This window comes from Microcoleus sp. POL10_C6 (assembly GCF_036701585.1).
GTDB lineage: Bacteria > Cyanobacteriota > Cyanobacteriia > Cyanobacteriales > Microcoleaceae > Microcoleus.
This window is the reverse complement of record NZ_JAUBRB010000049.1, coordinates 41,740-53,395: the sequence shown is the minus strand read 5'-3', so window position 1 is coordinate 53,395 and position 11,656 is coordinate 41,740. Positions and strand designations below refer to the sequence as shown.

Genomic DNA, 11,656 nt, shown 5'->3' with positions numbered 1-11,656 from the left:
TTTGCACTTTACCCTCGCTCTCGCGAGCGCATAACCCAGGCTACGTCAAGTGCCATCGATATATTCAGCAAGCCCTATATAGGGGCGGATTGTGTACAAACGAATATTTGTCGATCGCAAGTGCGATCAAACAATGATTTATTGCTCTAAAATATTAAAGCCGATTAAAACCGCTCAATGTCCCAAGCTGATTCTGGAAGTTTGGCTTGGCGCTGCCCCATTGCCCTTGCCCTAACATTCAAAAGACCGATCGGCGTATTGAATAAGTCTACCAGCTCCGAAGAGCCGATCGCACTTTTGGCAGCAGCAACCGGAAATTCCTTGAACAGCCATCTAGCCAGCCGATAAAAATATTCCTGTGTTGTCAATTCTCGCATCAAATCGACACCGTGGAGTTCGTGCAAATATTTATTAGATTCGCCGTACCGATACCATTGACTTTGCAACTGTTTTATTGTAGAACGGTGGCGGTGTCGGACGATCGCATTTTGAGCAAAATGTAATTGATAGGATGTTTCCCGCAAAATCCGCCAACACAAGTCAGCATCGCCGCCACTGGTGAGGTAAGGGCGAAATAATCCTATTTGTTGTAAAACTAGCCTCCGTACAGCTAAGTTGGCGGTTTGACCGTAGGGACAAAAAGAGTGAGCGAGAGTATGTTTTTGAGATAAAGTATTTTGGCGCTCGGCGTGTTGTTCTAAGATAGTTTTACCGGGCAATGCGAGTATTTCCCCAGCGCTAATTCCTATTTCTAAGTCAACGAATGGCTTAACTAAATTTTCCAGCCAGTCAGATTCCGGGCGACAGTCTGCATCGGTAAATGCAATGATTTCGCCTGTGGATGCGCGAATTCCTTGATTGCGGGCGGCGTAGGAACTTTGAATCTGATTTTCACTGAGGTGGCGAATGATTATTTGATTGAAATTGCTTCCTCCCCTTACCAAGGGGGGGACTGAGGGGGGGTTAGAGGCTGCGGTTTCGATGATTGCTGAAGTGCGATCGCGACTGTTGTTGTCTACTAAGAGATATTCTACACTGTCGATCGGATAAGTTTGCGATCGCAGGCACTCGATCAACCCCGGCAAATCCCTCTCGCCGTTGTAAACAGGCACAACCACCGAAACCTCCGGTAAAAACGTTTTAGTCATTCACAAACAACCGTAAACGATAGCATAACTAATATTGAGTAAGATTAAACGAACCGCGAAGGCGCTAAGGAAGATAAATAAGCAAATGTAGTTCTTCCTTTGTCCTAGAACCCTCTTCGCGGTTATTCAAATAATTAAAAAGTGTTACTAAGTTCCATTGCATTAACTGAGGATATCAATTCTCAAAATTATAACTTCCGAGCCTTAAACAGGCAAGATGCCTGTTCCACAACTGCATTCAGTTCTTGTGGAACAGGCATCTTGCCTGTTTCTTTGAAATAGTAGAAAATATCTCTTACATCCCCTGTGCAATCCGTCACGCAATCTCTTCTCAAATGTTGCTAGTTAACATCAGAATCATTAACACTAACGCCCCGTTAGTTAAATAAAAAATGCCAACAACCTGAGTTTCCAACCAGCCGCACAACTCTAGATGATGGTGCAGTGGAGCCATTCTTAACAGACGCTTGCCGATGCCATCAGGCCCTTTTGTAGCTTTGTAATAACCTACTTGAGCAATTACTGACAGCGTTTCTACAAAGAAAATCCCGCTGATAATTAATAATATCCAAAGGCTATTTGTTAATAAAGCTACCGCACCCAACGCACCGCCCAAAGCTAAAGCACCTGTATCGCCCATAAACACCTTGGCTGGATTGCGGTTGTGTGCTAAGAAACCGAAACAACTGCCGCTGATGCAAGCGCAAAAAATCATTAATTCTGGCGAAGTTGAGGCTACAGATGCACCTAGTCCCAAAAGTGCGATCGCGCCCAAACCGCCCATCAATCCGTCAACACCATCAGTAAGATTAGTAGCATTGCTTTCAGCAACTAGCACAAAACCCGCCAGCGGCCAGAACAGAAAACCTAATGGCAATACCCAACCGAAAGGCAAAGCAACATTCGTAGAAATTGCAGGTTGATGAAACATCAGCCACAGACAAAATAGAGCAGCAAAACTTATTTGCAAAGCCAATTTCATCCGAGGTGAAATACCTTTGTTTGACTTACGTCGCAGAATTTGCCAGTCATCAATCCAGCCAATGAAACCGTAAGCTAAAGTTAAAGCCGATACGGCAACAACATCTGAGTTAAACTTAGACCAAAGTAAAGCGACTGCTACCCCCGCAGGTATAAAAAAGATGCCTCCCATTGTCGGCGTTCCCGCTTTTTTCAAATGGGCTTGGGGGCCGTCTTCGCGAATTATTTGTCCTGCTTTTAGTTGCTGGAGTACGGGTACAACTGCATAGCCCAACCCCGACGCAACTAAAGCACAAACAACTAGCGGCATAAATAGCGATGCAGGTAAATTCAAAAATCTATCCGCTACTACATCTAAACCGATCGCTACAGTGCCGAGCCCCAAACCCAGCAGCAGGAATAAATTCTTGCCTGTAAGTTTGAAAGGCAGACTAAAAGGGATTTTCTCATCCAAAAAGTTATCCATAACACTCCTCACCACACACTATTTGAGAATAAGCAATTGACAATGGGGGAATAGGGTGCGATACAGGAGATTGAGAAATCTCTTAGTTTTTCTTCCCTGTTTCCGGTTGATTTCTTCACCCTTCTACCCGTTATTCTTCGCCTACACTCACATCCTCTTCTACTTCCTCTTCTAAATCATCGTAAGGACTGTCGTCAACTGCCATAAGTTCAGAAATTTCTTCTTCGTGCAGATAGTCGGGTTCTTGGACATCCCTTGCTAACAAGCGATTGTTAGATTCCAACCAGTCTAAAAGAGAAGATTGCTGTTTTAATGGAATTACATCCGCAGGTAAGTGGCGAGGAATTTGACGCAGAGATGGGTTGTACATGATTATCGGTTTTTAAAGACAAAGACGCGATCGAGTGAGGTAACGTTTTGCCGACGAACTACTAATTTGATCAAGCACTTGCAAATCGGGCATTTAGCAAGGCTAAAGCATTATACCACAGGCACTGTTTGGTTCCGGATCGGATAAGATGGGAGACCCTAAAGGCGATCGCCCCCAAGCATGGGCATGAGGATAACACTAAAATCCGCTCTTGCCAATCCTTCTTTAGCCGTAAGCATTGTAATCTGAGACGATCGTCTTTAAGATATCGCGGGACAGGCGGCGATCCTATTGTGCAAGCTTCCCTAAGGGCAAGGGGTTGATTCACAACAGTCTCCTGGATTTTCATCAAAGCCTGAGCCCGAATGCCCTCTGGCTTTTTCAGTCAACTCTCAAGCAATAAATCTCAGAATGGATACAACGGCAGCGGTTTTATACAACAAAGAGGGCTACCACACCGGAGGCAAAAAACTTCTGGGGCGTCATTCAGCCGGAGAAGGGTTTCTCAAAAGCTTAGTCCAACACGGAACCGCTGACTCTCTCTACTGTTGCGCCGATAGCGAAACAACCTTTAAAGAGTTTTGTTCGCACATCCAACCTTGGCTGCAAAAACCTCGGAAAGTTCGTTGGATTCCGATGGAACGACCGGATTTGCTATCTCAACCTGGCACAATTTACCGACCCGATCCGGTTCTGTCGCAGATGGTTTGGGCGCGCAGATTTGTCGATCAGCGGGCCTACAGCGTTTGCGGCGTTACTCACACGATCGGTACACAATACATCATGGAGGCGATCGGCGATTTGATCACCGCACCCATGCAGCCTTGGGACGCCCTGATCTGCACCTCTGCCGCCGTGAAAACAGCAGTAGAAGGAGTTATGAGGGAGTGGTCTGAATATTTAGCCCAGCGGAACGGCGGTAAACCGGAAATTTTAGTCAAATTGCCGGTTATTCCCCTCGGAGTGGATTGCAGCGCGTTTCCCCAGGGTATGGAAGCAGTTAATAGTCGTCGCCAACTGCGACAAGAACTCGGCATTTCTCCCGACGATATTGTTGTGTTATTTGTCGGTCGATTGATTTTTTCTGCAAAAGCTCATCCGGTACCCATGTACATCGCCCTAGAACGGGCCGCACAACAGACAAAAGCCAAAATCCACTTAATTCAAGCCGGTTGGATAGAAGATCCGAGAGAAGAACCCGACTTTAAAAATAGCGCGCCAATATTTTGTCCCTCGGTGAATGCTATTTTTTTAGATGGGAGACAGCCGGAAATCAGAAGAAATATTTGGTCGGCGGCAGACATTTTCATTTCGCTGTCCGACAACATTCAAGAATCCTTCGGACTGACACCAATAGAAGCCATGGCGAACGGACTGCCGGCCATAGTCTCCGATTGGAACGGATACAAAGAATCTGTACGCCACGAAATAGACGGATTCCGCATTCCCACACTCATCCCGCCCCCGGAATCTTGTTTAGATTTAGCCCTAAATTATCTCGACGGCAGCTTAAATTGGCCGACTTACATGGGTCACACTTCCCTCGCCACAGCAGTTGACATTGATGCTTGCACCCTGGCGTTGTGTCAATTAATTGAAAACCCCGAATTGAGAAAGCGGATGGGGGAAAATGCGAGACAAAGGGCGAGGGAAATTTATGATTGGAAAGTAGTAATTGCTGCTTACGAACAATTGTGGCGGGAATTAGCAGAAATTCGCTTTGTGGCACCGGAGTCAGCACCTTTAAAACCTGGGAAGCCGCCTTATCCCCTAGGCGACGATCCGTTTCGCGTATTGGGTAATTATGCGACTAGAAGTTTAAACAATGAGATGATGCTGAGTCTGGGTGCGATCGCCACACCAGAACTTTTAAAGCAGGTACAGACAATTAGGTTTACCAGTTTTGGTGACGATAGGAGAACTTCTGTTAGCATTCAGATGGAGATATTGGATACAATTAAGCAGGAAGGTGCGATCAGCGTGGGGGAAGTTATCCGACGCTACGTTAAAAACGAGCAAGAATTAGCCTACCTGTATCGAACTCTGCTTTATTTGGTGAAATTTGATATCTTAGTGATTAGTGATTAATCATTAGTTATTGATGATATGTTAAGCCCAGGCGCATCTAAATTTTACAGTCAAGTTTGATAAAATTCTTGTGGGATGTCCCGCCCGCCCGAAAAATACAATGCAAGATGCCCGACAGCTTATTACAAATAACAAATTCCCTATTCCTTGTTGCTTCTTCCCCCTTCCTTATTCCTTCTTAAAAAATCATGCTTAGAAAATCTGCACTATTAGAGATAATTGCTGGTAAGAATCGAGGTTTGCTGGCTACGGCTAGCGACAAACAAGCGATTTTAAGTGCGATCGCCCAATTGGAAGATTACAACCCCACACCACGGCCTGTCGAAGCCGCAGAGCTTTTAAATGGTGATTGGCGGTTATTGTACACCACCAGCCGTGAACTGCTGAATCTTGACAGTTTTCCCTTGGTGAAATTGGGTCAAATTTATCAATCTATCCGCGTCAAAAAATCTAAAATTTACAACATTGGCGAACTTTACGGCTTGCCTTATTTGGAAGGAATTGTCAGTGTAGCGGCAAGATTTGAGCCAACTTCGGAACGGCGAGTGCAGGTGAAGTTTGAGCGGTCAATTTTGGGTTTAAGCAGGTTGATTGGCTATGAATATCCGGGGAAGTTTATCGATGAGATTGAGTCGGGGAAAAAGTTCGCTGCTGTAGATTTCGGGCTGGATACTCGCGAACAGCAGGGATGGCTAGATATCACTTATTTGGATAAAGATTTGCGGATTGGACGGGGGAATAAAGACAGTGTTTTTGTCTTGACAAAAGAGTGATTTTGTGATGTGTGATTAAGTGCGATCGCCCCTTAACTCATTCTCAATTTATCTTTCTTTCATCCGCGTTTATCCGCGTTCATCTGCGGTTAAAAATCAAAAATATATCACTTATGCCAACAATTCAACACTTACTAAAACCCTCAAATCCATAGCCGATAAAAGCTTCAGATAGGATAACCGTTAAAACTTAGCGTTAAGAATTGACAATTGACAATTCTTGTGATATGTACTTGAATTTTAATGGAAAAGGCGTTAGTACATTCCCGCCAAGAAACTTACTAACGCCTTTTGTGTACTCCTTACGAATACAACACGATTATGCCACAAAACGGTTATCAACAGGGATTCGCAGCGAATCCTGGGGCGATCGCGTACCAAAAACGCCTTTACCCTTGGGCGATCGCCAAACTCATGCCCAGTATGCAGCGGGCGATTGTGGGGCGATTTCGCAGTCGATCGGATGCTGACGAGCACTTGCTGTGTCTGCGTCAACTGATGCCTCAAACAACGCTTGTGGTAGTTTTTGACTTGCAACCAGACTAAAAGTAGGATTAAACCCCCGTGGTTGCCCCTCTAAGAGTAGGGTAGACACGGGGGCATTACTCCTGCAAGTTATTCACAATTCATACAGAATTGCTATATCAGAAATGCGATTTTTCTGTGGCGAGTGAGGGATTGCCAATTGCTTGACTGTCGCAGGCTTTAAAACTTTTGGGTGAGGGAAATGGGACGACGCCGATGTGGTTTGCTCAACAAATTGAGAATTTGTAAATGGGCGTGGGGAAAAGTGCGATCGCCCGCAGCTCACAATAGTTTTTTCAAGCTCGACTTTAGGGCGGCCACAATTTATGAATATTTTGATATTTGTGCTAAGGTAAGTAGGTAGGCGGGATTCAACTGAGCTATGTAACAATATGTAAACAGGGCTGATTTAGCCACGCTTAGGGCATTTGGATACTTGACAATCGTTTACATAATTGCGTTTTACAGCGCCTACCTACTTAATCTAAAAAATATGTCATGATCGAGCAGTAACATTTCTGAGATTTAAAGGATCAAGCGAATGAATATTTTATTAAAACCGGAATACGAAGAGTTTATTCGATCGCAAATTCAAAGCGGAAAATATGGCAGCGTGGAAGAACTAATTGGAGAAGCGATCTTACTTTTAAAACAACGAGAACAACGCATCGAAGAGCTGCGCCAGAAAATAGCAGTTGGAACTGCACAAATTGCTGAGGGACAAGTGACAGACGGAGAACTTGTGTTTGCCAGACTTCAAGAAAATATCGATAAAATACAACAGTCAGGAGTGTCAGTAACCCAGCCCTAAAGGGACGCTCGCTTGTAAGAGCAATCAAGCAAGCTGTGCTGACCGGCTATCGTCTTAACTGACTAGCATTATTTGAGTCATGACACTCCTTGACTGCGACCCTAGTTTTCCGCTCTGTCCGGTATCTATACCTGATTAAGTATTAACATTGATGCCTCAAAACAAAACCCCTAAAGCAGAGATTGCATCAGGGGTTTTTTATTTGTACGGGCGATCTGAAGTGGGCGATCGACGTAACCTCGTTGTTTCAGCTCTTTGTGTAAAATTACTAGTCTAAATATTTAGACTAGTTAAGTGTATTCTCTTTCCCTTTCCCGCATACTAATAACTGGACAGAGGTCGCTAGATAAAAAAACCTCTATCGGGGTTATGTCTACTGCAAAGTATACAAATACCTATTTGAACGGATTTTGGACGTTAAACAACTGTCTAGTCACAAGGAAAGCTAATGAACAGTTATACATTTTCAGATGAATCTGTCCGAGATTTGAATGAGATTTGCGATTATATTAGTCGAAATAATCCTAGGACAGCAAGCGAGCTTTTTGATGCAATTCGTCAAAAATGTAAACTTGTCGCCGAATTTCCCAATATGGGCAAACGCTATGAGACGTTATCCCCCAACTTGCGCGGATTTATTGTTAGGGATTATTTAATTTTTTATTACCCGAGATCGGACGGGATTGATATTGCTCGCGTGCTGCGGGGCGATCGAGACTTGGAATTATTGTTTTCAGAGTTAGGGGAAGATTAATTAGCTTTAAATATATCTGAACGGGGGATCGCACTTTGAAAAAAGGGCGATCGCACTCTCCTCCAAAAACGCGATCGCCCTAATTTATCTGCGTTTATCTCCGTCCATCTGCGGTAAAAAAAAGATCTATACTTACAATCATAAAAAATATAAAATCTAAAATCATAAAAAAATGCTCCGACTATCCCAAACGCAACTCAAAATCCTCGAAGAATGCCCCCGCAAATTCCAACATAGCTACCTAGAACTCCTCGCCACCACCGCATCCCCAGAACACAAAGAAAAACTCACATGGGGAAGCCACTTTCACCTATTAATGCAGCAGCGAGAACTCGGACTTCCCATTGAATTTATCATCCAACAAGACCCCGAACTGGGACGCTGCGTGGCAGCATTTATCAACACCGCACCCGAACTTTTCGCTAATTCAGAAAATAGCGATCGAGTTTTCCGCCAAGCCGAACACCCCCGCACCCTAATTTTCCAAGACTACCTATTCACCGTTATCTATGACTTGCTAATAGCCGAACCAAACGCCGCCCAAATTCTCGACTGGAAAACCTATCCCCGCCCTCAAAAATCAAAATGGATAGCCGAAAGTTGGCAAACTCGCCTCTATTTATACGTCTTAGTAGAAACCAGCGACTATTCTCCCGAACAAGTTTCCATGACATACTGGTTCGTACAATTGCAAGGAGAAGAACCGCCGCAAAAACTCACATTTTATTACAACCAAACAGAACACGATCGCACAAAACAAGATTTAACCCACCTATTGCAGCAGCTAACCGAGTGGCGACAGCGCTATACCGAAGACGGCGAATTCTTACCCCAAGTAGAAATGAGTTCCAATTTGTGCGATTCCTGTCAATTCGCCACTCGCTGCAACCGCACAACAGACAACACAGCTTCCTCACCCAATCTTTCCGCAGAAACTCCCACAGATTGGCTGCCAAATCTTGCTATCATTGAGGAAATGTCTATTTAATTCAAATCTTTTACTATGCCAACTATTAGTCCCCGGTGGGGGCGGGTTTATAGATATTGTGAATGTGAATAAAAGATTGTTGGTGAACCCGCCCCTACAGGAATTAATGAAATAACTTATGACAGAACTACTTCAAAATTTGCCAACTCAACCCCTATCCCAACCCCCAGCTTGGCTGATCCAAGCTGTCAGAAACCACGCACCCGAACTCCCCGGAAACTATGCCGCTGCACTTCTTTGGTATAGAGGAATTCAAAACCCCGAACAAATACCCGGTTTCTTAAATCCCCAACTTTACCAACCAGCAAGCCCCTTTGAATTCGGACTAGAAATGAACTGGGCGATAGAAAGAATCCAGCAAGCACGAAACAGCGGCGAAAAAGTAGCAATTTGGGGAGACTTCGACGCCGACGGCATTACCTCAACCTCCGTACTTTGGGACGGAATGGGAGAATTTTTTGCTCAAAATGACCAACTAATTTATTACATTCCCAACCGCTTAACCGAATCTCACGGACTCAATATTGCGGGAATAGATGCCTTAGCAAAATCTGGAATTAGCTTAATTATTACCTGCGATACTGGCAGTACCAACATCGCCGAAATCGAATATGCCACCACCTTAAACATCGATACAATTATCACCGACCATCATACATTACCAGACGATCGCCCGCCAGCTACAGCCATTATCAATCCCCGCTACTTTCCCCCAAACCACCAACTATTTAACCTTTCAGGAGTTGGAGTAGCTTACAAATTAGTTGAAGCACTATATCACACATTACCCGATATTCCGCAGCGCCCGCTCACAGATTTATTAGAATTAGTAGCGATCGGCTTAATTGCCGATTTAGTCCAACTTACAGGAGACAGCCGCTACCTAGCACAAATCGGCATCCAACAACTGCAAAAACAAATCGCAAATCCCACCCGCCCAGGAGTTGCAAAATTGCTCGAACTGTGCAAAAGATCGGGCGATCGCCCAACCGACATTTCCTTCGGCCTCGGCCCCCGAATCAACGCCGTCAGCCGCATTCAAGGCGACGCCAGCTTCTGCGTAGAACTCCTCACCAGCCGCGACAAAAAACGCTGTGATGAACTAGCAAATTTAACCGAAATTGCCAACTCCCGACGTAAATCTTTACAAAAAGATGTTGCCAAAGATGCCGCCAACAAACTAGCCAAACTCGACCTCTCAACTACTAGCGTCATCGTCCTCAGCGACCCCCAATGGCCCGTAGGAGTATTAGGATTAGTAGCAGGACAAATCGCCCAAGAATACGGCCGCCCCGTGATTTTATTCAGCACAGAAGGAAGCGAAAAAATTAATGAAAATTCCCCAGAAATGCAATTTACCTCCTTCTTAGATTCAGAATCACCAACACTTTCCCAATCCAACATTGCCAGGGGTTCCGCGCGTTCCGCCAATCAAATCGACCTTTACCAATTAGTCAAAGACCAAGCGCATTTATTGCACAGATTTGGCGGTCATCCTTTCGCCGCCGGATTGAGTCTCCCCGTTGAAAATATCCCCCTATTTACCGATGCGGTAAATCAGCAACTGCGACAACAATACAGCACAGATAGTTTAACAGCCGCCCCCGTTCAAGCCGACCTAAAAATTACTGTCTCCGAATTAGGCAAAGACTTATTTCAAGAACTAAAATTGCTCGAACCCTGCGGTATGGGCAACCCCGCACCCAAATTGCTGATTGAAAACTGCTGGTTTGAAAATCTCTGGAATCAAAAAATTAAGGATTTGAAAGGGCAAAAAGTAGAATATATTAAAACAGAATTTACAATTAGGGATGAATCTACCGATATGGGATTTCCCGGCATTTGGTGGGGACACAATCAAAACGAAGTTCCGCAAGGCCGCTGCGATGTCACCGTTGAACTCGATTTTAATACTTACAAATCGCGGTATGAAGTGCGCCTCGTAGCAGTGCAAGAACGCACGGAAGACAATCAAATCAATTCCCCGACTAAAATAGATTGGATCGTAGACTGGCGCAATAGAAATAATCATGAAGAGTTGTTAGCAGCCAGCACAAACTTAGAATCTCAAATGCCGATCGACAATCTAGTTTACAATTCCGAAATGGTCGATCGCGAAAACTCGATCGTCCTCAAAGAATGCCCCGCAAGCTGGGACGAACTGCGGATCTGGTTTCGGCAAGCACAGTACACTCAGAAAAAACTCGCGATCGCCTATACTTTACCTCCACTCGTACCCCCACAGCAAATCTGCCAACAGCTAATCGGCATCGCCAAATACCTCAGCCGCACCAACAAACCCGTCACCAGACAACAACTCCGCCAAAAACTTGGCATCAGCGACACATCGCTGCAACTAGGGTTCAAAACCCTAACATATCTCGGTTTCCAAATCTATTATCGCGATCGAGCTTTCCACATCACCAGACAACCCGAAACCGCACAGCGTCAAGACGCGCCCGATCAAATCCCCAAACCCTTATTAGATAGCCAATCCCTTCAATTCTCAGTGCCAAATTCCCCGATTGCTGCCCGTTGTGCAGCGCAATTCTTAGCAGCCGTCTCCGAAGAACAATTCCGGCGGAAATATTTCTGTGAAGTACCCCTTTCGACCATTGTGTCGATCGCGCGAGAAACCGTTTTCCAAGAAGATTCTATAGCAATTCCCTTCTAACTGAGATATTGCACCATTGTTAAGAACGGAATCTCCGGCCCGTTCCACTCATAAGATAACTTTGCTTATGGGTTACAC

General features: G+C 44.9%; 10 protein-coding genes. 7 read left to right on the top strand and 3 right to left on the bottom strand.

The features are described from left to right. Positions 1-164: 164 nt before the first annotated feature. The 3 genes from QUA34_RS22985 to QUA34_RS22975 all read right to left on the bottom strand — a co-directional run bounded on the left by QUA34_RS22985 (position 165) and on the right by QUA34_RS22975 (position 2,965). The gene (locus tag QUA34_RS22985) at positions 165-1,148 is read right to left on the bottom strand and encodes a glycosyltransferase (protein WP_333389347.1); all 984 of its coding nucleotides are present in this window, start codon (positions 1,146-1,148) and stop codon (positions 165-167) included. A gap of 331 nt (positions 1,149-1,479) precedes the next feature. Then, positions 1,480-2,595: a phospho-N-acetylmuramoyl-pentapeptide-transferase gene (mraY, locus tag QUA34_RS22980; protein WP_333389346.1), complete on the bottom strand. Its 1,116-nt coding sequence runs from the start codon at positions 2,593-2,595 to the stop codon at positions 1,480-1,482. A gap of 130 nt (positions 2,596-2,725) precedes the next feature. Then, complete coding sequence (locus tag QUA34_RS22975) at positions 2,726-2,965, bottom strand: DUF3134 domain-containing protein (RefSeq protein WP_006631296.1); 240 nt, start codon at positions 2,963-2,965, stop codon at positions 2,726-2,728. 411 nt (positions 2,966-3,376) lie between these two features. Between QUA34_RS22975 and QUA34_RS22970 the strand changes: the two genes are divergently transcribed. The 7 genes from QUA34_RS22970 to QUA34_RS22940 all read left to right on the top strand — a co-directional run bounded on the left by QUA34_RS22970 (position 3,377) and on the right by QUA34_RS22940 (position 11,578). After that, positions 3,377-5,053 carry a glycosyltransferase family 4 protein gene (locus QUA34_RS22970; RefSeq protein ID WP_333389345.1) on the top strand — a complete coding sequence of 559 codons (1,677 nt, stop codon included), beginning with the start codon at positions 3,377-3,379 and terminating at the stop codon, positions 5,051-5,053. A 188-nt stretch (positions 5,054-5,241) separates the two neighbouring features. Beyond that, positions 5,242-5,826, top strand: a complete 585-nt coding sequence (locus tag QUA34_RS22965; protein WP_333327473.1) for a PAP/fibrillin family protein — start codon at positions 5,242-5,244, stop codon at positions 5,824-5,826. Positions 5,827-6,147: 321 nt separating this feature from the next. Beyond that, a complete protein-coding gene (locus tag QUA34_RS22960; RefSeq protein ID WP_333389344.1) occupies positions 6,148-6,372 on the top strand; it encodes a hypothetical protein in 225 nt (74 codons plus the stop codon). A gap of 520 nt (positions 6,373-6,892) precedes the next feature. Then, the gene (locus QUA34_RS22955) at positions 6,893-7,162 is read left to right on the top strand and encodes a type II toxin-antitoxin system ParD family antitoxin (protein WP_333389343.1); all 270 of its coding nucleotides are present in this window, start codon (positions 6,893-6,895) and stop codon (positions 7,160-7,162) included. A gap of 448 nt (positions 7,163-7,610) precedes the next feature. Beyond that, entirely contained in the window at positions 7,611-7,916 is a 306-nt protein-coding gene (locus QUA34_RS22950; RefSeq protein WP_333389342.1) for a type II toxin-antitoxin system RelE/ParE family toxin, read from the top strand. 172 nt (positions 7,917-8,088) lie between these two features. Beyond that, on the top strand, positions 8,089-8,904 hold the full coding sequence (locus QUA34_RS22945; protein WP_333389341.1) for a PD-(D/E)XK nuclease family protein: 816 nt from the start codon (positions 8,089-8,091) through the stop codon (positions 8,902-8,904). A gap of 118 nt (positions 8,905-9,022) precedes the next feature. After that, positions 9,023-11,578, top strand: coding sequence for a DHH family phosphoesterase (locus tag QUA34_RS22940; RefSeq protein WP_333389340.1), 2,556 nt, complete (start codon positions 9,023-9,025; stop codon positions 11,576-11,578). The last annotated feature ends 78 nt before the right edge of the window (positions 11,579-11,656 follow it).

Coding starts and splice junctions, on each gene's coding strand:
- QUA34_RS22985 (WP_333389347.1), bottom strand. CDS start 1,148: ATGACTAAAACGTTTTTACCGGAGGTTTCGGTGGTTGTGCCTGTTTAC.
- mraY (WP_333389346.1), bottom strand. CDS start 2,595: ATGGATAACTTTTTGGATGAGAAAATCCCTTTTAGTCTGCCTTTCAAA.
- QUA34_RS22975 (WP_006631296.1), bottom strand. CDS start 2,965: ATGTACAACCCATCTCTGCGTCAAATTCCTCGCCACTTACCTGCGGAT.
- QUA34_RS22970 (WP_333389345.1), top strand. CDS start 3,377: ATGGATACAACGGCAGCGGTTTTATACAACAAAGAGGGCTACCACACC.
- QUA34_RS22965 (WP_333327473.1), top strand. CDS start 5,242: ATGCTTAGAAAATCTGCACTATTAGAGATAATTGCTGGTAAGAATCGA.
- QUA34_RS22960 (WP_333389344.1), top strand. CDS start 6,148: ATGCCACAAAACGGTTATCAACAGGGATTCGCAGCGAATCCTGGGGCG.
- QUA34_RS22955 (WP_333389343.1), top strand. CDS start 6,893: ATGAATATTTTATTAAAACCGGAATACGAAGAGTTTATTCGATCGCAA.
- QUA34_RS22950 (WP_333389342.1), top strand. CDS start 7,611: ATGAACAGTTATACATTTTCAGATGAATCTGTCCGAGATTTGAATGAG.
- QUA34_RS22945 (WP_333389341.1), top strand. CDS start 8,089: ATGCTCCGACTATCCCAAACGCAACTCAAAATCCTCGAAGAATGCCCC.
- QUA34_RS22940 (WP_333389340.1), top strand. CDS start 9,023: ATGACAGAACTACTTCAAAATTTGCCAACTCAACCCCTATCCCAACCC.